The 23,272-nt window shown below is 38.4% G+C and carries 12 protein-coding genes; 2 read left to right on the top strand and 10 right to left on the bottom strand.

From position 1 onward, the window contains the following. Positions 1-67: 67 nt before the first annotated feature. Positions 68-1,891, bottom strand: coding sequence for a hypothetical protein (locus tag IPZ59_RS19265; protein ID WP_236137670.1), 1,824 nt, complete (start codon positions 1,889-1,891; stop codon positions 68-70). Positions 1,892-2,006: 115 nt separating this feature from the next. On the opposite strand from IPZ59_RS19265, the gene IPZ59_RS19260 reads away from it, so the two are divergent. Next, on the top strand, positions 2,007-3,443 hold the full coding sequence (locus tag IPZ59_RS19260; protein ID WP_236137669.1) for an MBOAT family O-acyltransferase: 1,437 nt from the start codon (positions 2,007-2,009) through the stop codon (positions 3,441-3,443). Beyond that, positions 3,443-4,357, top strand: a complete 915-nt coding sequence (locus IPZ59_RS19255) for a DUF1574 domain-containing protein (protein ID WP_236137668.1) — start codon at positions 3,443-3,445, stop codon at positions 4,355-4,357. The genes IPZ59_RS19260 and IPZ59_RS19255 overlap by 1 nt, the downstream gene beginning before the upstream one ends. Positions 4,358-6,487: 2,130 nt before the next feature. On the opposite strand, the gene IPZ59_RS19250 is transcribed toward IPZ59_RS19255, so the two are convergent. From IPZ59_RS19250 to IPZ59_RS19210, 9 genes are all read right to left on the bottom strand, one after another. After that, positions 6,488-13,783 carry a fibronectin type III domain-containing protein gene (locus tag IPZ59_RS19250; RefSeq protein WP_236137667.1) on the bottom strand — a complete coding sequence of 2,432 codons (7,296 nt, stop codon included), beginning with the start codon at positions 13,781-13,783 and terminating at the stop codon, positions 6,488-6,490. Positions 13,784-14,230: 447 nt separating this feature from the next. Then, positions 14,231-15,598 carry a pectate lyase family protein gene (locus IPZ59_RS19245; RefSeq protein ID WP_236137666.1) on the bottom strand — a complete coding sequence of 456 codons (1,368 nt, stop codon included), beginning with the start codon at positions 15,596-15,598 and terminating at the stop codon, positions 14,231-14,233. A 71-nt stretch (positions 15,599-15,669) separates the two neighbouring features. Next, on the bottom strand, positions 15,670-16,806 hold the full coding sequence (locus IPZ59_RS19240; protein WP_236137665.1) for a glycosyltransferase family 4 protein: 1,137 nt from the start codon (positions 16,804-16,806) through the stop codon (positions 15,670-15,672). Between the two features lie 322 nt (positions 16,807-17,128). Further along, entirely contained in the window at positions 17,129-17,380 is a 252-nt protein-coding gene (locus IPZ59_RS19235) for a hypothetical protein (RefSeq protein ID WP_236137664.1), read from the bottom strand. A gap of 294 nt (positions 17,381-17,674) precedes the next feature. Then, positions 17,675-18,250 carry a glycosyl-4,4'-diaponeurosporenoate acyltransferase CrtO family protein gene (locus tag IPZ59_RS19230; protein WP_236137663.1) on the bottom strand — a complete coding sequence of 192 codons (576 nt, stop codon included), beginning with the start codon at positions 18,248-18,250 and terminating at the stop codon, positions 17,675-17,677. Positions 18,251-18,378: 128 nt separating this feature from the next. After that, positions 18,379-18,939, bottom strand: coding sequence for a hypothetical protein (locus IPZ59_RS19225; protein WP_236137662.1), 561 nt, complete (start codon positions 18,937-18,939; stop codon positions 18,379-18,381). Between the two features lie 407 nt (positions 18,940-19,346). After that, positions 19,347-20,399, bottom strand: coding sequence for a hypothetical protein (locus tag IPZ59_RS19220; RefSeq protein ID WP_236137661.1), 1,053 nt, complete (start codon positions 20,397-20,399; stop codon positions 19,347-19,349). A gap of 39 nt (positions 20,400-20,438) precedes the next feature. Beyond that, complete coding sequence (locus IPZ59_RS19215; RefSeq protein ID WP_236137660.1) at positions 20,439-21,905, bottom strand: hypothetical protein; 1,467 nt, start codon at positions 21,903-21,905, stop codon at positions 20,439-20,441. A 496-nt stretch (positions 21,906-22,401) separates the two neighbouring features. Then, positions 22,402-23,139 carry a TlpA family protein disulfide reductase gene (locus IPZ59_RS19210; protein ID WP_236137659.1) on the bottom strand — a complete coding sequence of 246 codons (738 nt, stop codon included), beginning with the start codon at positions 23,137-23,139 and terminating at the stop codon, positions 22,402-22,404. Positions 23,140-23,272 lie beyond the last annotated feature (133 nt).

Below are 23,272 nucleotides of genomic sequence, written 5' to 3'. Positions count from 1 at the left end.
CACAAAAGCACTAAGGCACAAAGAAAAAATGAATTGAATAGTTTTTATCCGCTCGGATATCGAATGATTATTTCAGTAATTTTCGTTTCATCTCCTTCGCCAAATCGATACTATTCAAAACGAAACCCCCAATAATGGATTTCAGACTTAAGTTTTTGGGATTTTTTAAAGTAAGCGTTTGGTTGATCAGCCCGATCAATGCAGTGGTAATGTCTTTATAATGTCTTCTGTGAAAATGCCCCAAATCAGTGGTGATTTTGACTTCTTCATCGATCATTACTCGAATATCAAGCAAAAAGACATGCTCATGTTCACTAACAAATTGATCAATCGCCTGATTCATTTGCTGGAATCGTTCCGCCACTTCTTTGCCAATAGGGTTAAAGCTTAAGTCAACCTCGGGGCAATTCATCACAATCATGGGAATATGACGAGGTATAGACTTCCGTATCAGGCTGAGATTTTCAATGAATCGTTGGGGCGTAATTCGACCGAGGTTATGGAATTCCTGTGAAAATTCATTCAAAAAGGACTCCGTAACAATTTTATTTTTCCGTTGATTATACTGCTTCACCAAATCATATCTATCCTCAGGGGAAGTCCAATCCCTCCCAAAGCCTCCATAAGGAACCAAGAATTGATCTGCTCGATGTTCATATACTGATAGTTCATAGTCCATGCGTGGATTATAGACAAAGCAATCAAAATCTCCTTCAAAAAGCCCCGAGTTAAAGCATTCCTTGGTTACATAAGGAACCTTGGGATAATCCAAAATTTGTTGCACGAGGGTTTTACTGTAATTCTTCTCTCCTAAAAGATAGTCCGAATGAGATGGCCGAACGATAAAATTTTTGTCATTGGTGAAATTTACATGAGCACGTAATTCAAAGCCACTGTTTTCTAAGTAAAAAAATAATTGAGAGTACTCACAGCCACCTATAAACAATATCCTTGGTTTTTGAATACCCAATGGCTCTGGAGAGATCGCTTTCTCTTCAAAAACTACCTCCTCGATCCAATGCGGAGAACTGTTATCGAGTTCTTCCGCAATTTCAGGTATGATGTCGAGAGCGGGAAAGTTTAAGGAAGCATAGATATATTGAGGTATGCCTAGATTTAAAATTCTACAAGAAAATACAAAATGCTCAAGTCTGTGATTGGTTCGGTCAAAGGAGTAGAAACCCACTATTCCATAATCTCCATACTTGTCTTGAACTTGAATCGCTACATTTTCTAGATCTCTCGTTTGCAATAAGGCCTCCATTTCGGCCTCAGTTAACCGGATTTTTGTAAAATTTAACTGATTGGATCGGTTGATTAATTCGGTGATGCGCTCTGCATGGGGCTCGAGCTCTTTTATCCGTTGCAGCTGGATGTGGGAATCTTCCAAAAAAGCCTGATTATCACTAAAGTTATTTTTGGCAGATGCTTTTTCCTCCAACAACTTGTATTGCTTAAGCCTAGAATGGGAAGAATCATCCTTTCCCACAAAGGAAGGATGATCCATGATTTCAGAAATAAAATCTGGAGTTTGGACCTCAAGCTTGGGATTGTAAAATTTTGCCTCATTCAAATTGTGAGGTAAATCATCCAGAAAAAGTACATTCACATCCCTTAATTGACAATTTTCTATGATTTGCTGGACCAATAATCCCTTGGGCTTCCATTCTATGGCAGGAAAAACGAAATAGTCCCAAATACCCAACTCTACAAGTTTACTTTTGGCTTTTTCAAAATCATTTTTGGAAACGATGGAATTGATAATCCCACGATTGGTGAGCTCTTTTACTAGGGTTAGATGTTCTTCAATAGGGCGAATCCCTTCTTCAGATAAGGTTCCTTTCCAAAAAGTTTCATCCAGGTCCCAAATCACTAATTTAATTTTTTCCATATCTAACAGTATATTTTTTTAACTATTTTTATCTAATTTAGAACTCTTAATTTACTTATTTTCAAACATGATGCCCTGAACTCCTGTTTCAAATTAAGTTAAATTTCACTTCACCATGCAATTTACTTCACTTTTATTTTTTATCTTCCTAGGCACAGTCTTTGGACTCTATTGGTTTGTTTTTCAAAAAAAACTCACCTTTCAAAATCTATTGATTGTCATTGCCAGCTATACCTTTTATGCGGTATGGGATTGGCGATTTTTGTTTTTGATCATCTTCAGCACCGCCGTAGATTTTTTGATTGCAAGAAGCATAGCCCAAACTGAAAGTAAAACCAACCGGAAAACCTTGCTGGGAATCAGCATTGGAGTGAATTTGGGTTTCTTAGGCTTTTTCAAATACTTCAATTTCTTTCTCGATAATTTTATGGAGCTGCTCCAATGGATGGGCTTTCAAGCACATGTCAGCACATTACAGATTATTCTTCCGGTGGGCATCAGCTTCTATACTTTTCAAACCTTAAGTTATACGATTGATGTGTACAGAGGTAAACTCGAACCGAGCAAGGATTTTATTGCCTTTGCCGCTTTTGTAGGCTTTTTCCCGCAACTAGTAGCTGGGCCAATTGAACGGGCGGTGAATTTATTGCCTCAATTTTATAAATTTCGTGCATTTGACTATGGATCAGCTGTTTTAGGTGCGAGGCAGGCATTGTGGGGATTCTTTAAAAAAGTGGTCATTGCGGATAATTGTGCTCCCTTAGTAGATCAGATTTTTTCAGGTTCCGAAACGCTCGAAGGGAGTACCCTACTACTAGGGGCATTTTTGTTTGCCTGTCAGATTTACGGGGATTTCTCTGGCTATTCGGATATCGCCATAGGCATCTCCCGCTTTTTTGGAATCAACCTCATGCAGAATTTTGCCTTCCCCTATTTCTCTCGGGATATCGCGGAATTTTGGAGACGTTGGCATATTTCCTTGTCTACCTGGTTTCGGGATTATGTATATATCCCCCTCGGTGGTAGTCAAGGAGGGAATTCTATGAAAATCCGAAATACAGTCATCATTTTTGTGGTCAGTGGTTTTTGGCATGGGGCCAATTGGACATTTATTTTTTGGGGCTTGTTAAATGCACTCTACTTTGTTCCTTTAATGCTTTTTGGAAAAAACCGGGCCAATATGGATATAGTGGCGAAAGGCAAACTGTTCCCTTCAGTTCAAGAAACGGGCATGATGATGATCACCTTCTTTCTGACTTTACTGGCCTGGATTCTTTTTAGAGCTGAAAACATGACCCATGCCTGGGGAATATACGCAGGGATATTTTCAGAAAGCCTTTGGATACTTCCAAGTATTTTACCTAGACAAGAACTAGTCTTAATTACATTCTTCTTTGCAATGGAATGGTTGGGGAGAAGCAACCAATTTGCGATTGAAGGGTTCTTTAGCAACCAACCCAAAGTAGTACGTTGGTCCTTTTATGGGGTATTAGTTTGGGCCTGTTTCTTTTTCGCAGGACAAGAAAGTGAATTTATTTATTTCCAGTTCTGATGGGCAAGTTTATATCAAATATCGCTTGGTTTATGGCTTCCTTTGTGTTGGTTATCAATACCCTACTAGTGAGTGGTGCGTATTTTTTGAAATCCAAAAAACCATTTGAGATTCCCAATGGCGCAAGGATGCTGATCATCGGGAACTCCCAACCGGAAGCAGCATTTAATGATAAGCTGATCGAAAACTCCTATAATTTTTCCAAAGAGGCCGAACCCTATTTTTATACTTATATCAAGTTGCGGAGATTGCTTGAACAGGCAAATACCATAGAAAATGTATTGATCCAAGTCAGTCCTTGGGAATTTACTTCAGAACGGGATAAATGGGTTTGGGGAAAATCTAATCTCCAAAGCATGTATTGGAAGTTCTTCTTGCATTTCAATGGGGAAGAGTACAGACTGTTGTTTTCGGAAAGTTGGGAAAACCTATTGAATGTACATTTGTTTCAAAGCTTAACCCGCCTGTATAAAAGAGTAGTATTAGCTGATTCTCGAAAGGTTAAAAAAGACTATGGAGGCTATGTGGCTTGGCCGGAAACGGATTTGGAATTAGGAGCCTCCCTGCCGGAAGTAGAGGAGTTAACGTATGAATCGAGCAATATCCACGTAGCCTACTTGGAAAAAATCATTGACCTACTTCAAAAGGAGGGGATTGCTATCTACTTTATCCAAACTCCCTTGCATGAAAGTGTACGGGGTTTGTATGATTCTCAACAAATGTTGGAAGAATTACCGGAACCCATGCACACAATTCCTTATTTGGATTTTTCTGCTTTTCCTGCCGAATCCATTCATTTTTCAGATGAATTTCATTTGAATGCTAATGGGGCAGCTATTTTCTCAAAATGGTTCAACCAAAAACTTAGAGATTCTAATGGGGAGCTTGAATTTGGTTTCACAGGGATAGAATAGGTCCACAGATTTCACAGATGTTAATTTTGGGGCTCACAGGTTCGCGATTTCACTAATTTTCTGAAGTCATTTTTCAGTGGTTTCGGTGCCTTCTGCGAGAAGCAAAAGGGAAGGTCCACGAATGATACGAATGACACGAAGGGATTTTTTAAAGCATTCTTTTAAATAGCTTGCTGTTGGCTATCTCTATCCTAAATCTATCAATTTCGGCTCGCTAGCTCGCGATTTCACTAATTTTCTAAAATTATTTTTCTGCGGATTCAGCGTCTTCTGCGAGAAGCAATAGGAAAAGTCCACAGATTGCACAGATTTCACAGATGGTGATTTTGGGGCTCACAGGTTCGCGATTTCACTAATTTTCTAAAATCATTTTTCTGCGGATTCAGCGTCTTCTGCGAGAAGCAATAGGAAAAGTCCACAGATTGCACAGATTTCACAGATGTTGATTTTGGGGCTCACAGGTTCGCGATTTCACTAATTTTCTAAAATCATTTTTCTGCGGATTCAGCGTCTTCTGCGAGAAGCAATAAGAAAAGTCCTCAGATTACACAGATTTCACAGATGGTGATTTTGGGGCTCACAGGTTCGCGATTTCACTGAGCTTCTGTAATCATTTTTCCGCGTATTCAGCGCCTTCTGCGAGAGCGATAAAAGGAAGGTCCACGAATGACACGAATGACACGAAGGGATTTTTTAAAGCATTCTTTTAAATAGCTTGTTGTTGGCTATCATTATCCTAAATATATCAATTTTAGCTCGCTAGCTCGCGATTTCACTAATTTTCTGAAGTCATTTTTCAGTGGTTTCGGTGCGTTCTGCGAGAAGCAATAGGAAAAGTCCACAGATTGCACAGATTACACAGATGTTAATTTTGGGGCTCACAGGTTCGCGATTTCACTAATTTTCTGAAGTCATTTTTCAGTTGTTTCGGCGTCTTCTGCGAGAAGCAATAGGAAGGGTCCACGAATGACACGAATGACACGAAGGGATTTTTTAAAGCATTCTTTTAAATAGCTTGTTGTTGGCTATCATTATCCTAAATCTATCAATTTCAGCTCGCTAGCTCTCGATTTCACTAATTTTCTAAAATCATTTTTCTGCGGATTCGGCGTCTTCTGCGAGAAGCAATAGGAAAAGTCCACAGATTGCACAGATTTCACAGATGGTGATTTTGGGGCTCACAGGTTCGCGATTTCACTAATTTTCTAAAATCATTTTTCTGCGAATTCAGCGCCTTCTGCGAGAAGCAAAAGGGAAGGTCCACGAATGGCACGAATGACACGAAGGGATTTTTAAAGCATTCTTTTAAGTAGCTTGTTGTTGGCTATCATTATCCTAAATCTATCAATTTCAGCTCGCTAGCTCTCGATTTCACTAACTTTCTAAAATTATTTTTCTGCGGATTCAGCGTCTTCTGCGAGAAGCAATAGGAAGGGTCCACGAATGACACGAATGACACGAAGGGATTTTTTAAAGCATTCTTTTAAATAGCTTGTTGTTGGCTATCATTATCCTAAATCTATCAATTTCAGCTCGCTAGCTCTCGATTTCACTAATTTTCTAAAATCATTTTTCTGCGGATTCGGCGTCTTCTGCGAGAAGCAATAGGAAAAGTCCACAGATTGCACAGATTTCACAGATGGTGATTTTGGGGCTCACAGGTTCGCGATTTCACTAATTTTCTAAAATCATTTTTCTGCGAATTCAGCGCCTTCTGCGAGAAGCAAAAGGGAAGGTCCACGAATGGCACGAATGACACGAAGGGATTTTTTAAAGCATTCTTTTAAATAGCTTGTTGTTGGCTATCATTATCCTAAATCTATCAATTTCAGCTCGCTAGCTCTCGATTTCACTAATTTTCTAAAATCATTTTTCTGCGGATTCGGCGTCTTCTGCGAGAAGCAATAGGAAAAGTCCACAGATTGCACAGATTGCACAGATGATGATTTTGAGGCTCACAGGTTCGCGATTTCACTGAGCTTCTGTAATCATTTTTCTGCGGATTCAGCGCCTTCTGCGAGAAGCATCTGCGAGTAGCAATATATTTTTTTTGCTTTTTGAGAGAGACATAAAAAAGACCTGTTAGCACGAAGCCAACAGGTCTAAGGGTGATTAAAAGTCGTTGTTAATTTATTTTTTAATCAATCCAATGTTTTCTGAGAAACTCTTGCTTTGAATACGTACCCGGTACATGCCTTTGGGTAAATCTCTGGAGACTGCGATAGAAATGACATCTAAGCTGCTTGCATAGGTTTGTTCATGGATAATAACCCCTTTAGTAGTGAATACGGTTACGTAAAGTGATTCATCAAAGCCCGGTGTAAATTTCAAATTGATTTGATCTACAAATGGGTTTGGATAACTGGTGACTTTTACCGCTGCCTCTCTATTTTCTGACACTCGGTTAATCACTTCAAATTTCCAGCTTTCAGAGAAGTTACTCATAGTCTCACCCTGTGCAAGGACCCTCCAATAGTAGGTTTTATTAGCTTGCATATTTTCTAAACGATGGTTGTTTTCTGTGATGGCACAATACTCGTTTACTGATTTTTCAAAAGCTGGGTCTGTGGAAACTTGTACACAATAGGATGCTGCACCTGAAACCGCTTCCCATTGTAGAAGTACAGTTTTAGTATCTAGCTGACTATTGTTTCTTGGCAATAAAAGCTGAGGTGTTTCCAAACTGTTGAGATCAGCGGTAATAAAGCTGCTTCCCTCTGTAAATTCCCCGGCACCAGCTTGGTTAAAGGCTCTTACTCTCCAATAGTACACTTCATTGGATTCCAAGCTTTCGATAGTGAAGGATGCTTGCTGTAGATTAGTAGGAGTTAAGATAATTGATTGTGTAAAACTTGTGTTTTTTGAAACTTGCAACTGATAGCTTACAGCAGTTGGTACAGGGGACCATGTGAAATGGATAGTTTGATAGTGAACTACCGCTCCCATAGCAGGACTTAACAGTACAGATGTTGCTGGTATTGCAACCTGTGTGCTGAAATTTCTGATTTCTGAGAACTCACCCAAACCGGCATCATTTCCGGCCCGTACTCTCCAGAAGTAGGTCATCCCTTTGCTCAGAGATTGAAGACTCATGCCTTCCACTTGTAAAGCTGTCTCATCCAAGACGAGTTGTTGGAAGTTGTTGTCTACAGCTACCTGTAAATGATAGTGAGTAGCGGAGGCAATTTTTTGCCAGGTGACATTTACAGGGACTTCCAACTCTCTGGCATTGTTGGCAGGACTACCCAAGGTTGTTTTTACTGGGACAGGGATGTTGCTTTCGGTTCGGAAATTTCTTCTTGCTGAATAAGGTCCAACACCGATAGCATTCGCAGCACGCACTCTCCAGAAATATGTGGTCCCAAAACTCAAGGAACTGATGGATAATTGATTGCTTGTGATATTGAGTTGTTCGAAGACCAGTTCATTAAAGTTCTCATCGGTTGCAATTTGCACATGATAGCGGGTAGCATCTTTAGTTTGCTCCCAAGAAATCTGTACCGGGATTGCTAAGTTAATAGCATTATTGGCTGGGCTAATCAAATCTGCTCTGCCAGGTGCAGTGATAGGATCCTTCACGGTGCTATCATCTTCAGTGGTGCCTCCCTCGTTGGTATTTTCCTCCTCAGTAGTGTTCTCTTCTTCAGATGTACCTTCTTCGGTAGTGTTCTCCTCCTCAGTAGTATTCTCTTCTTCAGTAGTATTCTCTTCTTCAGATGTACCTTCTTCGGTATTGTTTTCTTCCTCGTTGGTATTTCCCTCTTCAGTAGTACCTTCCTCAGTAGTGTTCTCCTCTTCGGTGGTACCTTCCTCAGTAGTGTTCTCCTCTTCGGTGGTACCTTCCTCAGTAGTGTTCTCCTCCTCGGTAGTACCTTCCTCAGTGGTTTCTTCCTCCTCGGTGGTACCTTCTTCAGTAGTGTTTTCCTCTTCGGTGGTACCTTCTTCAGTAGTGTTCTCCTCTTCGGTGGTACCTTCTTCAGTAGTGTTTTCCTCTTCAGTGGTACCTTCCTCAGTAGTGTTTTCCTCTTCAGTGGTACCTTCCTCCTCGGTGGTACTTTCTTCAGTAGTGTTTTCCTCTTCGGTGCTACCTTCCTCAGTAGTGTTCTCCTCTTCTGTGGTACCTTCCTCAGAAGTGTTTTCCTCTTCAGTGGTACCTTCCTCCTCGGTGGTACTTTCTTCAGTAGTGTTTTCCTCTTCGGTGCTACCTTCCTCAGTAGTGTTCTCCTCTTCTGTGGTACCTTCCTCAGTAGTGTTCTCCTCCTCAGTAGTACCTTCCTCAGTAGTGTTTTCCTCTTCGGTGGTACCTTCCTCAGTAGTGTTCTCCTCTTCGGTGCTACCTTCTTCAGTAGTGTTCTCCTCTTCGGTGCTACCTTCCTCAGTAGTGTTTTCCTCTTCAGTAGTACCTTCTGCGGTAGTGTTCTCCTCTTCAGTGATACCTTCCTCAGTAGTGTTCTCCTCCTCGGTAGTACCTTCCTCAGTGGTTTTTTCCTCCTCGGTGGTACCTTCTTCAGTAGTGTTTTCCTCTTCGGTGGTACCTTCCTCAGTAGTGTTCTCCTCTTCAGTGGTACCTTCCTCAGTAGTATTTTCTTCTTCGTTGGTGTTTTCCTCTTCAGATGTACCTTCTTCGGTAGTGTTCTCCTCCTCAGTGGTACCTTCTTCAGTAGTGTTCTCCTCTTCGGTGCTACCTTCTTCAGTTGTGTTTTCCTCTTCAGTGGTACCTTCCTCAGTAGTGTTTTCCTCTTCTGTGGTACCTTCCTCAGTAGTATTTTCTTCTTCGTTGGTGTTTTCCTCTTCAGATGTACCTTCTTCGGTATTATTTTCTTCCTCGTTGGTACCTTCTTCGGTATTGTTTTCTTCCTCGTTGGTATTTTCCTCTTCGTTAGAACCTTCCTCGGTAGTGTTCTCCTCTTCAGTAGAACCTTCCCCGGAAGTGTTCTCCTCTTCGGTGCTACCTTCTTCTGTGGTACCTTCCTCAGTAGTATTTTCTTCTTCGTTGGTGTTCTCCTCCTCAGTGGTACCTTCTTCAGTAGTGTTTTCCTCTTCGTTAGAACCTTCCTCGGTAGTGTTCTCCTCCTCAGTAGTTCCTTCTTCAGTAGTTCCTTCTTCAGTAGTACCTTCCTCAGTAGTGTTCTCCTCTTCGGTGGTACTTTCTTCAGTAGTGTTCTCCTCCTCAGTAGTTCCTTCCTCAGTAGTATTCTCTTCTTCAGTAGTACCTTCTTCAGTAGTATTTTCTTCCTCCTCGGTGGTACCTTCTTCAGTAGTGTTCTCCTCTTCAGTGGTTCCTTCCTCAGTAGTGTTCTCCTCCTCGGTAGTACCTTCTTCAGTAGTGTTTTCCTCTTCAGTGGTTCCTTCCTCCGTAGTGTTCTCCTCTTCGGTGGTACCTTCTTCAGTAGTGTTCTCCTCCTCGGTGGTTCCTCCCTCAGTAGTGTTCTCCTCCTCGGTGGTACCTTCCTCAGTAGTATTTTCTTCTTCGTTGGTGTTCTCCTCCTCAGTGGTACCTTCTTCAGTAGTGTTTTCCTCTTCAGTAGAACCTTCCTCAGTAGTGTTCTCCTCCTCAGTAGTTCCTTCTTCAGTAGTGTTCTCCTCTTCGGTGGTACCTTCCTCAGTAGTATTCTCTTCTTCGGTAGTGTTTTCCTCTTCAGATGTACCTTCTTCGGTATTGTTTTCTTCCTCGTTGGTATTTTCCTCTTCAGTAGTACCTTCTTCAGTTGTGTTTTCCTCTTCGGTAGAACCTTCCTCAGTAGTGTTCTCCTCCTCAGTAGAACCTTCCCCGGAAGTGTTCTCCTCTTCGGTGCTACCTTCTTCAGTGGTACCTTCCTCAGTAGTGTTTTCCTCTTCTGTGGTACCTTCCCCGGAAGTGTTCTCCTCTTCGGTGCTACCTTCCTCAGTAGTATTTTCTTCCTCGTTGGTATTTTCCTCTTCAGTAGAACCTTCCTCGGTAGTGTTCTCCTCCTCAGTAGTTCCTTCTTCAGTAGTGTTCTCCTCTTCGGTGGTTCCTTCCTCAGTAGTATTCTCTTCTTCGGTAGTGTTTTCCTCTTCAGTAGTACCTTCTTCAGTAGTGTTCTCCTCCTCGGTGGTACCTTCCTCAGTAGTATTCTCTTCTTCAGTAGTATTTTCTTCCTCGTTGGTATTTTCCTCTTCAGTAGTTTCTTCCTCAGTAGTGGTGTCTTCCTCTTCACCACCGTCATCTTCTTTAGTAGGTTCTTCTGCGGTAACTTTTGTACTGAAACTTCTGATTTCAGAATACGGGCCAAAGCCTGCTTCATTTCCGCCTCTAACTCTCCAATAGTAGGTAATACCTTCTGCAAGATTGGTGAAGGTGAACTCTTCCACTGTTAAGCTTTTCACATCACTCAATACCTGATTAAAGTTACTTTCGGTAGCAAGTTGTATTTCGTATGTCTCAGTTAGTGGGCTTGCAGCCCAAAAAACAGTGACAGGAATTTCTTGATCAGAACTGTTATTCGCCGGATTCAATAACAGCACTCGCTCTGGAGCAACTATCGGAGTTTCAGTGCTGAAACTTCTTATTTTAGAATATGCACCGAAGCCAGCATCATTTTGTGCGCGAACTCTCCAAAAATAAGTGCTTCCATCTGCTAAACCATTGAATGTAAACTCTTCAGTCGTGATGCTTTCTTGTTCACTAATAAGGTTATGGAATGCTATATCTTTTGCAATCTGTATATGATAGCTATCTGAATGGTCTGTTGCTTCCCAAGAAAAAGTTACTGGATTTACCAGATTGTTACTAGTTGTTTCTGGCAAAAGCAGGGTAGGGGAGCTCGGTGCATGCAAGGTTTCAAAACTGAAGATTTCTGAAAACTCACTGCTTCCATTGCTATTGACTGCCTGAACTCTCCAAAAATAAACCTGTCCAAATTCAAGCTGATCAAAGGTAAATGAATTGTTCGTTACCTGAGTAAACTCTTGGATATCGTTTTCAAAGGTGGAGTCGCTGCTAATCTGCAGAATATAGGTAGTTGCATTGGAAATACTTTCCCAAGAAAAACTTACGGTATTGTTAAGTCCTTGAAGGTTGTTTTCAGGCGTGAGAAGAGTAGGAGTAATTGGTTTTTGAAGGCTTTCAGGCAATAAATAAAGGGCCATTACCTCTTCTGCTGTCAAAGTGCGGTCATACAAACGAAGTTCGTCCATCGTGCCAGTAAAACGTTGAATAGTCCCCAATGCCCCAATAACCAAATCTCCTCCCAAAGAGGTGATATCTCTCTCGGAGAAATTAGCCTGATTATCTAGCTGTCCATTGATATAGATTCTGCTGGAAGTTCCATTAAAGGTAGCAGCTACATGAATCCATTGGTCAACTGCATTGCTGTAGTTATAGTTAGATAGCAAGCGATGCATTAGGCTGGAAGCAGAACCCCTATTCACTCTAAACTCCACTTGTCCATTATGATCCAACCAAAGTTCAAAACCTTTATTAGCATGACTTTTACTGATAATGGTATTTCTGCCTAATTTAGCTGGGTTTACCCAAGCTGCTATGCTGACCTCATTCGTGAATCGTGTGGAGGGGCCGTGATTAGCGGTTGCAAATACATTGGAGTTACCGCTAAATCGTAAGCCTAAGTCCATGACCCCATTTTCCCAACTTGTACCAGTTAAGGAAAGCAAGTTTGCATGATTTTGGTTACCTGAAATATCTGATACTAAAGTTCCCTGACCATCATCCATTTTCCAATAACCTACCAATCCTTCAATATTTGGATTGGTAAATGGAGCTAATAGTGTAAAAGAGCGCACTTCAGACCAAGCAGTGTACTGTTGGTCTGAACCTGCACGTATCCTCCAGAAATAGGATTGTTCAGGGCTAAGGTCAGTCAAAATAATGCCTGATCCTTGAATATCTTTAAAGTCTTTTACTAATTGGTTGAACGTGCTATCGGTAGCAATCTGTAGTTGATAGCTTTTATTTTCATTTAAAAGGTTCCACTCAAAAGATACCTCATGAGCAATTAAAACCTCATCAGTGGCAGGAGCCAATACAACAGGGCGTCCAGGAAGTGTCAAGTCCATGGCATCTTCACTGAGAATGCTATTGATATATACCTCTATATTGGTGTAGTTCGGATCTAAATCGTACCCATTATGATCAGGCTTGTTTGGATCCAAACCATATGCGATCTCCCATTCATCGGGCATCCCGTCTCGGTCTGTGTCTAATGGGGCAGGAAGAGATTGGAGAACAGGCCAGCCTCCAACGTCGTTTTGGGAGTCGATGATGCCTAAAAGGCCTGTTTTCGAACCTCTATAAGTAATATTTCCTGATTTAATCTCCTGAGTAAGTCGAGAGTCGACCACGTCTCTTTTAAAACTGGCTCCTGCAGTAGCCAAAACTTGTCCAAAAACCTCCACTGCCGTTAAAGATTTGCTGTAAATATCTGCAGGTATATCAAATGGAACGAGATCTCCATTAGAATTTGTGTTTTTTAAGCTATTCAAATACAGTTGTTGCTCTGCGTTATTAGGTAGCTGTACTCCTTCCCATTGATTTTCAAATATATTTGGGAATCCCTCTAAAATATTTCCTTCCAAAAAAAACTTACCATAAGTTCCCAATTCACCACTTCCAAGGGGGAAAAGAAAATTGCTCAACCTTAGCCCTCCTATTTCAAAAGTCGCAGGACCGGGCTTAAAGTAGTTTCCAATTAAATTGACAGTTGATTCCCCTCCTCCTTCTGCTGCTCTAAAACCCCAATTATAAATTACATTGTTACGAATATCTACTAGTCCTCTTTTACCTAAGGGTGTAATTTGAGGCATTCTGTTTCTAAAGTGAAGAATAATGTTTTTGTACAATGACAAACCATTTCCACCAGCTAATGAACCAAATGAGTGAGGCCCATCTGGGTGATAGGAATCATTCAGTCCTTCTGAAATTATGGAGTTTTGTACTGTGGCATTTTCCACATCGTAAATTGAAAGTGTTTCATCTGTTCCCCATGAAAATGAACAATGATCAATAATGATGTTTTTGGACCCTCTTACATCAAAAGCATCTCCTTCTATTTTCATTAAGTCTCCCATTCTTGACCTTAAGAACCTGATGATTACATTGTCAGCGAATGAAACAATCAGTGGATAATTTTGTAGCGTAATTCCGTCACCAGGTGCAGTCTGACCAGCAATAGTTAAATTGCCATTTCTGATCCTTAGAGTGCTTTGTAGTTCAATATTCCCAGATACTTCAAAAACAATAATTCTAGGGCCACTTGCGTCAATCGCAGCTCTTAAACTTCCAGGACCACTATCATTAAGATTAGTTACAACCAATACTTGTCCCCCTCTTCCTCCAGTAGTATATTTTCCAAAACCTTCCGCTCCTGGGAAGGCTGGGATGTTTTGTGCAAATGTTTGGCAGATAAGGATGCTAAACAGACCGATAATAAAGATGACCCGTTTCATAATGCCTGTAGTTAAGTGAAAATTCTATTGAATTTTTTTTAGAAAAACTGAATTATTTCAGTTGAAGTGAAGTCAGTTTTACCTTTTGATAATTCAAAGATCCACACTAAAAATAGGATCTCCTAAGGCTTGATTTACAAAGCAAAATTGGTGTGAACAAAGACATTTAAGGGTAGGGATTTGTAAAAATAAATTTGTCGTTTTCAGGTTTTAGTTTAAAAAATGCTTGATATTGATTTAATGGGGCGTATTTTTTAAAAGTTCATAGGAGGAGAGCAGTAAAATATTTCTTATCAATTGAAAAAATTTGTATAGTAGAATCTGATTTTTACAAAGTAAAAAATGGCTTTAAAATTCACGGAAAACTCAGGATATTACTTTGAGAAGGAGGGTATGGTAAGGTGTGTAAAAATAATACAATTTATACTACTAAAGTAAATAACTACTCTAAGGAGATGTTGGGGGATCCTTTGGACCTAAAATCACAAGACTGTGAAGGTAAACTTCCAAATTCGTGTAGTCGGAGTCTAAATCATACTTGTTATGATCTCTTTTGAAAGGATCCAATCCATGCGCGATTTCCCATGCATCGGGCATACCATCCCTATCGGTATCTAAGGGGGCAGGGAGAGATTGGAGAACAGGCCAGCCACCAACATCGTTTTGGGAATCGATTATTCCTGATATTCCAGTTTTTGAACCTTGATAGGTTGCCTTACCTGTATTCAATTGCTCAATTAATCGCAGATCCACTGCATCTCTTTTCAAATTGTTTCCCGCGGCAAGAGTTAATTCACGAAGAACTCTATTAGATTTTAATTCAGTAGGATAGAGTTTCTCCGGGATCTCAAAAGGGATATATTCCCCTTGGTCATTTTTATGTTTTAGATTTTCAAGATATAGCTCCTGTTGTTTGGAGTTTGGTAAAAGAACTCCTAACCATTGATTATTTTCTACATGATTTTGACCTTCTAATATATTATCTTTTAAAAAAAACAACCCATAATTCCCCAATTCTCCATCCCCTAAAGGAAATAAAAAGTTTGTTAACCGTGCCCCCCCTCGCTTATAGGTTGCTTCCCCAGGTTTAAAATAATTGGATACAATATTGACGATAGATTCTCTTCCACCTTCAGTACCTCTAAATCCCCAATTGAAAATAAGGTTGTTTCTCATATCAACGAGTCCTCGTTTGCCCATGGCCGTAAATTGGGGCATTCGTTGAATAAAGTTTGCAAAGATATTTTTATAAATAGATACATTTAACCCTCCAATCAAAGAACCATATCCATGAGGACCTTTTTCATGTACGGAATCGTTTAATCCTTCTGCGATTATGGAGTATTGTATAGTTGCATTTTCAGCATCATACATAGATAATGTTTCATCAGTGCCCCAAGAGAAAGAACAGTGATCTATGATCATGTTTTTTCCTCCTCGTATGTTTATGGCGTCACCTTCTTTTAGCTTTTCATCTCCCATCCGTACCCGGATGTATCGAATGATAAAATTGTCTGCATAGCGAATGTCAATGGGATAGTTTTTTATAGTAATTCCATCCCCTGGAGCTGTTTGACCTGCTAAGGTAAAATTTCCATTTCGTACATTTAGTTGACTTTGGAGTTCTATGGTACCGGAAACTTCAAAAATAACGGTCCGTGGCCCCTTCGCCTCTAAGGCCCAACGCAAGCTTCCAAGGCCACTATCATGTAAATTGGTGACAATATAAACCATGCCTCCTCTGCCTCCAGTGGCATACTTCCCAAAACCCTCTGCACCGGGAAATGCAAGTTGAGATTCTTGATGTTGGCCCATGCAGAAATTAAAAGAGCCTAACGAAAGAAGAACACTAGCAAAAAATAAGATTTTGAAAAACTGTAATCGATTCATTTGTTCAGCTGAGATAATTTTTCCAATAACACCCCTGTAAGTTTTTTATAGGCATGTTTTTCACCTACATAAGATATGCAATTTTCTGATAGCTCCAGATACTCTGATTCACTCAATGTATCTAAAAAGTATTTAAGATCCGATTCATCAGTATAAACATGCCCCAATTCATTCCTATCAATAAGCTGATCTGGATTTACTAAGGAACTGGTGAGAATTGGGGTACCGGTACTCATAGCTTCTAAAAAGGTGTTGCTGAACCCTTCGTAGCGGGAAGTGTTTAACAAAAATTTGGCAGAGGCATATAACATGAAAATCTCTGAACGTGCAACCTGTCCTAAAAACTCTACATTTGGCAACGCTTTCAATCGAGTCACAAACTCTTCTGATTCTTGGTCGTAATGAGAAGTGGGTACACCCGCAATTTTAAATTGCTCATGAGGTAATATAGAAGCTATCTTAAATAATAACTGTAAGTTTTTTTGATATCGAAAGTTAGCAACCCAGGCGATGTACCCCTTCATCTCCTGTTTTGGTTTCATGTAGTCATGGGCTATTTTAATGGGGTTATAAATTTGAACAATCGGTTTGTTAGGAAATCTCTCGGATAATTTAGCGTGCTGAAAATTATTTTGAGTAAAAATAATATCCGACCATCGCAAACCCAAAAACAAAAAAAACTGATGAGATTTACTGGCGGTATTCTTCAGACGTTCATCCAAAAGATTATCATTGGATATGCGAACGATATGTTTGACTTGAAGAATCTTGCATATAGCAGAAAGAATATAGGAGCCCCAAAAAGGTACAGACTCATACAGATAATCGGGCCGAACCTGCTGAATGGCCTTAAAGATTTTGGGAATTCTATAGCTTGCCCATCTGATTTTTTTGATTCCCCGATTGGAATGAAACAAAGGAACTTGTTGAATCCAACTGTATTCCGGTTTGATTGCTCGTGTATCTTCTGCTGTGCAGGCTAAAAAAACCTGATGACCAAAGGCATGTAAGCCCTCCATCCAAACCAAGGTTTGTACTGCCGCCCCTCCAGATGCTTTGCCATGCTCGACAATCAGTTCCATTACGGCAGATTCAAAAAAAAGGATTTTTTTTTGCCCAATCGTAGTTCCCATCAGTTTTAAAGTAAATTATTTTGGTGATAAATCAATTTCCCAAAAGTAAGTGCGAATCTAAGTTTAACCAACTTTTTTTATTCTTCAGTAAATCTTTCTGTTTTCACAACAAAAGAGGACATTAAATACTGACTCAATGTTAACTTAACTATTATTGGAGTATTGGAACATTATATTGAAGTAAGGCAAAATCCAACACTCATCAAAAAGCGTTCACAAAATATCCTTCACTGGATGACTGACGGTAGTTGCGGGATGATATGCTTGTACACAAGGTATCCTTCAACTTCAAGAGGTGGTTAAAATAGCTATATATCAATCCCTACAGCACATTCCTCTCCTCAAAAGCGAGACTGGCCACTATGTTGATTGACCTTTTGTGAAACTCGCTTATGCTGCTCCCGACTTGATTTCGTTTCCCAATTTTTTTAAACTTTCTGTAAAATCCAAATTGCCAACAAAATGGTAGTGTTGTTTTACGTAAAATAATATTTTCAAGTAAGGCCTGCCTTTCAATGATAACAAGCTCTGATTCATCAAAAGAGCTGCCTAAAGACTTGACAACTTTATTCATTCTGCCTAGTTTTTGAATAATCTGTACACTAAAGCTACCGCTAGAATACCTTTTATGTCTCACAAATATAAACTAAAAATAATCCGAGATACCCAAAAACACAAAATCAATCGAAATAATCCATTAATTTTCAATGACTTAATTTTGAACTAAATTGCTCCCGCACAAAATAGGCGGCATCACGGTTTTTCATTCAAACCAGTAAGTAACCGATTGATCAGCCCGAAGATGTCTAATCGATCCAGCCATAGACTTTTCATTTGCGTTGGCTCTATTATTTATTAGTCTGGTAATTTATCGAGCTTGCTTGTCAATCAGTAGTTTTAAACGTTCAATCTGAATTCTATGATTTCTCTGCAAAATAATTGGGTAAAAATTTCCAAGTATATTAATGAAAGTTGTACTAAAAAAAATGGCTACATGTCCTTCTGAAAGTATATAAATAGAAACAATTTGAATGGTAATGAAGGCTATCAAATGTCCAAATTCTGATTGTCTTGTTTGTATATCAAAATGCATTAGTCCTGTTTTTGTGCCATCAAAATATTTCTTTCTATTCTTCTTAGTTCCCCAAAAAAATTTAAGTAATAACAGTTTAAAATACTCCACACCCAATAATTTATAAATCATCTTTATGTTTTTAGAGTTTTTGATGCGATAGTAAGAATCTGGTAAAATACGACTGGTCACAAAAGTAAAACCAAGAAAGGCATAAATACCCGTAATAAATAAATTCAGAATAAATGAAAAAGCGATCGCTCCAACCCAATGGAACTGATCTGGGTTCATGTTATTCAAAAACCGTAATAGCTCAACTGAACGATAGACCAAAAAAATGGCAGCTAATGATAAAATTAGTTTTTTGATCATAAGTAGTTAAAGGGTTGTTTTTGTGCATCAAATCTAGGTCTCCAGTAATGACTGTAGATTAAATGTTAAAAATTTTTCCTTTAATCAGTTGATCAATTCTTCTATACCCTAACTTAATTAGTGGTCTATCAGTCATAAATAATTGTCTTGACCCGACTTTCATGCCTGTATTGTTCAATTCTTTTAAGAATTTGATCATCTACTTTAATCAATTCTCCCAATCTACTAGGTAAATTCTTTACAATGGTATTTGTTTTTAGAAGTAAATACTCAAAATATTCCTTAAATACCGGCAATTGAAAATCATCACCTTGCCTGTATTTAATCACATAGTCTATTTCTAAATTGATGTTTCTGATTTCCAACTTCAACCTATTGATATGTCTGGTGAATTTACTGTCAATAACATTAAATGTTTCTTGAGAAAATATCAAAGAAGACTCCATAACCTTCATTTTTTCAAAATGTAACATGGACGGAACTCCTTTCTCAAAATTAATGGCATGTAACACCTCTTGATTTGCTATGCAATGCCTAATTAAGTCTTCTAATTCACTCGTCAAAAGTTTGAGTTGCTCCGTGTGTTTAAGAGACTTATCAGTTTTTTTTGTAAAATAACTACTGATAAGCTGAAACACCGTAGAAATAAAAATGCCTAAAAAAACCAACAATATCTTTTCTGAGTCCATATGACGGTATGGTTAGGTTTAATAATGAAATTGGTCCTTTCCCCAACTTGAAATTTTCAAATACTTCTTCTAATTAATTTTTCTTTACTCTATAACTCAATTATCATAGCTATCATATTGTTAGCCAGTAAGTAATCAAAGATTATTTTTAAATGTAGTGATTTAAGTTTATCTATTTTGAAAAAAATAATTTTTTTCAAAATTAACTTAAAGTGATTTTAATATTCTAATGATATCAAGACAGAAGCAATTCTTTCAATGGATGATTATCAGTAAAATGGGTCAAAAATGGTTATATAAAACCCTTTGAAAAATTTTAAGTTATTTCCAGATTAATGCAATAGTAGAAATTTTCCCATAGTCAACTTTTCAGTGACAGGGTAATCTAATTTAGTAGCTGCTATTTTTTAAAAACTAGGTTGTCTACTATATTGATTCACCTTTTGTAAAATTTTCCTGTTTTGCTCCCTACTTGTTTTAGTTTTAGTCCATGGAGCTTCTATAATTAAGCTTAATGTTAAATAACCTGCCGCAAAAATCTCACCGTAATACTGAGGTGAATCAGTACTTTCAATTAAATAATTTTCAACACCATAACCGACCCCATACATCACAGCAGTAAACAACATAAGATTCAACCATTCTTTGGTTTCCTTTCTCTGTATGGTTGCCTTATTAGTTAAATATTGAGTATTGTAGTAATTGTACGTACTCGTCCACTTTTGATTATACAATTGCCTTGCTTGGTCCATGGTGGTGGAAGAGGCAGGTGGTGAAGCAAAAGTGCTTTTAAATGAATTCAATTTGCTTAATGCCTGTTCATCACGCATCGTTGAAGCATTTGCCAAAAAACGTTCTTGCCAAAGTTGATAGGCCTCCGAACGATAAATACTGGAAGGATAGGTAAAATAAAAATCACTTGCTGATTTTTCATCGTTGGATGCAATCATTCGATGATAAGCTGCTAACTCAGTTTCTTTAGCCTCAATAACTTGTGCATTTATTTTTTGAGTCTCTAGCACTTGCCTCCGAAGAGGTGTGTCATAAGTCGTAGTGATGGCATGTTGAGCTTGTGCGAGTCTTTCTTGTTGGATCCGTTGATAGTGATCCTGCTCAAGTTTGGCTAACTCCTCGTTGATCAACTTTTCTTGCGCTAAAATTTCTTTGTGTGCTTCGCTGACACTATACGGCACCAACATTTTGTATTTTTCAAGTTCTATTTTTGCTTGAATAAAATCATCGGTATCGATATAGCAATAGACCAACAAAGACTGTACTTTGGGATTGGCTCCGATGGTTTGTTCAATTATTTTTAGGTTTTGAACGGCTTTCTCGTAATTACCACTTTCATACTGGGATTTGGCAGTATTATAGATCTCAATAGAACTTTGGGAATAAGCCAGATTAAAAAAGAATAGCATTATGAAAACAGGAAGCACTGCAGATGATAGTTTTGTCATGATTTTAAGTATTTTAATACTTTTTTTAGGAGACTTGGATTAATTATGCTTTAAAGTGCCGATAAATCTCACATCTTGCGATTCGGTTACTCCGTACACGTGATGTTTCACAATCATATTACCTCTGTTATCAAGCCCCATGAATTCATGGACAATAACACCTTGAATAATATCAGATGGAACATTTATTCCTTCACTTCCCCAAACAGCCCTGTCGCCTCGAAAACCATCTATGCTGCCTCTACTATAATATGAATCTGTGTAAGCTACTTCCCATATTTTTTCAAATGACTTTAAGCGATACATATAAGCAGAGGTCGGCGTACGAATGTAAAGACAATTTACATCTTCAAGTATAAAGCCCTGAGCATTAGAGACTCTAAAAAGTTCTTTTCCCTTATCAGAGTATACGACGACATCGAAAAAGTCTACACCGTAAAAATTATCTCTTTTAAATCTCTTTGGATTTGAATGAGCGATTGAAGTTTTTGTTTGGCTACTGAAGTGAATTCGATCATAAATAGGAGGAACTATAGTTACTCCTTTTTTATTCACTAAGCCGTATTTTCCGTTAACTCGCGTAGTTGATAAATCACTATCCTCAGGTTCAACAGTCTCACCCCAAAAGTCATTTTCGATGTAAGTTGAAAGCTTATTAATTTCATCCTCAGCTTTTGAAACTTGTTCCATGGGAGTTGGTTCTTTCGTGCCATTTTCATACGCTGAGTAAAGTTCCGCAATGGCTTTCATTTCGGCTACAGGCCAACGAATTTCAGTGACATAAAAGGCATCAATTTTAATACTAGTGGCCTTATTAAACTCTGCCAACCAGGTTTTCTTTGCTTCATCGCTTAAAGTATAATGTTGGTAGCCATCATATAGTTGGTTAATAAATTGTAGTCCTTTTCCTTGCCGAATGCCCGGGACACTTAACGGACTTTTGCCACTTGGCTCAAACAGCATCCCAGTGGTAATCGTAGTTGTTACGCTTTGATTGCGATTACTCGAAGAAAAAGAATAATGAAGATTATTTTTATATGCTTCATCACTGTGCCGCCAATAAATAACAAATTTGATGTCTAAAGGCTTAAGCGCATCAAATCGTAAGAGCAAATCTGGATAGTTCTGCAATTGGTTTCTACTGATAGTGGCAGCCATCCCTCCATAAACACTCACATAGTACTGCCCAGTGGAAGTCCATTGGAAATTATAATTCTCCACAGGTTCTCCAAATAAAGACCACCAATCCATTGTTAATACGGCGGCACTAACCATTCCTTTAACAGTAATCCTATTTTCTTCATATTCATTTGGAAAGCCTCCCATATAACTTGGTCTCGTTATTCTGTTTGGTCGTTGCCTGTAAGTGGCTGAACTTTCTATAAAATCGAGATTGCCTACAAAATGACCTTCTTTTCTAACAATTGTCCCTTGACCTTGTACAAAAGAACAAGGAAAGAGCGGCAAGATGAATATAACCACTGCCAGCAAAGTAATAGCTTTCATAAGTTAATAGATGTGGATGATTGCTCTGGACTTAGTTTTTCGCGCGCTCTAATTATGGGAGATCAGCTAGTAAATAGTGAAATTTCGGATGAACGCTTTACTTACTTTACCAAAACGACGCTAAAATAAGGATTATCTTTTGAAAGCATACGCATTCACAAAATTCTAAACAGAAAAAATGAATAGTTGCAAAATTACCTATTAATAAAAATCATCCTTAGTGTAAGTTTCTGAAGCTGAAGTCGAGGACTCTACAGATCTTTTATAATTAAAAATTGCTTGCTCAATTTACTGAACCAGTTCTGAACTTTTATTTTTCCCCAAATGGTAAGACTGTACGTTTATCACACCGGATCCTGTTGTGAAGATTGTTAAAACCGCTGATTGGTAAGAATTATAGTATTGTGATTGAAATGCGCTATAATTTTCTCGCTTATTAATAATCTCAGTGTAAAAGACAGAGCCGAATGGTATTTGGTGCAGGGCTAAATATTCGTTACAGTAATTCATTTAATATCGCTATAAACTCCGAACCATCAGACATTTTAAACTCTCCATTATCGATTTTTTCAATAGGTACATTTCCTTTAATTACTCGAAGAATTCCATTTTTGTCTAAAAATAGATTAGCGGGATATGCTTCAAATCCTAAATTTTTTGTTAGCTCTTTTGATCCAACTATATGATCAAAATCAAACTGAAATCGTTGTAGAAACTTCTTCACCTTATTTTCTGACTCAAACGTTATTGATAAAAAATTAAACTTGTCATTATATTCCTCCTTCATTTTGTTTAAAACTGGCATTTCTTCAATACAAGGTTTACAAGAAGTAAACCATAAGTTGATTAAAGTAGGCTTACCCTTTAAGTCATCTATATTTAGATCACGACCATCTAATGTCACTGCATTTGTTATAGGATACTCTTTACCAATTAAAGCTTTTTTTCTTTCAATTTCTATTTTTGTCTTTTTCACATTATCTGTGAAATGCCATTTGTAAGAATAAACAATTGAGTCATTTCTGCTATATTCTAAATCTAATTCTTCATAGATCTCCATTGATTTTAATACTTCCTTCATTCCCATTAACCGTTTTTCCTTGAGGTCATGGTAGTCTTTCTCGTTAAAAATTTCTCCGTCAACATTTCGATAATAGTTAGTGGCTTGCCCAAACATAAGATTTGAGTAAAAAACCCCAAGAAGGATTAAAGAAATTTGAATCGTTATCTTCATTTTATGACTTGTTTTAATTTTGAATTACGCAAAGAGGATTACTTAGTTTCAGCTTAATTAGAAATCTAAATCCTCATCAATAATCCCTAATTTACAAATCCCTATCTCAATTCCCTGAACCAACCCTAATTTT

Origin of the sequence: Mongoliitalea daihaiensis, from assembly GCF_021596945.1 — a bacterium.
GTDB classification, from domain to species: Bacteria; Bacteroidota; Bacteroidia; order Cytophagales; family Cyclobacteriaceae; genus Mongoliitalea; species Mongoliitalea daihaiensis.
The sequence above is the reverse complement of the archived record's forward strand: the minus strand, read 5'-3'. Positions and strand labels throughout refer to the sequence as shown.

Excerpts from the sequence above, each read along its gene's own strand:
- IPZ59_RS19265 (WP_236137670.1), bottom strand. The coding sequence starts at position 1,891 with ATGGAAAAAATTAAATTAGTGATTTGGGACCTGGATGAAACTTTTTGG.
- IPZ59_RS19260 (WP_236137669.1), top strand. The coding sequence starts at position 2,007 with ATGCAATTTACTTCACTTTTATTTTTTATCTTCCTAGGCACAGTCTTT.
- IPZ59_RS19255 (WP_236137668.1), top strand. The coding sequence starts at position 3,443 with ATGGGCAAGTTTATATCAAATATCGCTTGGTTTATGGCTTCCTTTGTG.
- IPZ59_RS19250 (WP_236137667.1), bottom strand. The coding sequence starts at position 13,783 with ATGAAACGGGTCATCTTTATTATCGGTCTGTTTAGCATCCTTATCTGC.
- IPZ59_RS19245 (WP_236137666.1), bottom strand. The coding sequence starts at position 15,598 with ATGGGCCAACATCAAGAATCTCAACTTGCATTTCCCGGTGCAGAGGGT.
- IPZ59_RS19240 (WP_236137665.1), bottom strand. The coding sequence starts at position 16,806 with ATGGGAACTACGATTGGGCAAAAAAAAATCCTTTTTTTTGAATCTGCC.
- IPZ59_RS19235 (WP_236137664.1), bottom strand. The coding sequence starts at position 17,380 with ATGAATAAAGTTGTCAAGTCTTTAGGCAGCTCTTTTGATGAATCAGAG.
- IPZ59_RS19230 (WP_236137663.1), bottom strand. The coding sequence starts at position 18,250 with ATGATCAAAAAACTAATTTTATCATTAGCTGCCATTTTTTTGGTCTAT.
- IPZ59_RS19225 (WP_236137662.1), bottom strand. The coding sequence starts at position 18,939 with ATGGACTCAGAAAAGATATTGTTGGTTTTTTTAGGCATTTTTATTTCT.
- IPZ59_RS19220 (WP_236137661.1), bottom strand. The coding sequence starts at position 20,399 with ATGACAAAACTATCATCTGCAGTGCTTCCTGTTTTCATAATGCTATTC.
- IPZ59_RS19215 (WP_236137660.1), bottom strand. The coding sequence starts at position 21,905 with ATGAAAGCTATTACTTTGCTGGCAGTGGTTATATTCATCTTGCCGCTC.
- IPZ59_RS19210 (WP_236137659.1), bottom strand. The coding sequence starts at position 23,139 with ATGAAGATAACGATTCAAATTTCTTTAATCCTTCTTGGGGTTTTTTAC.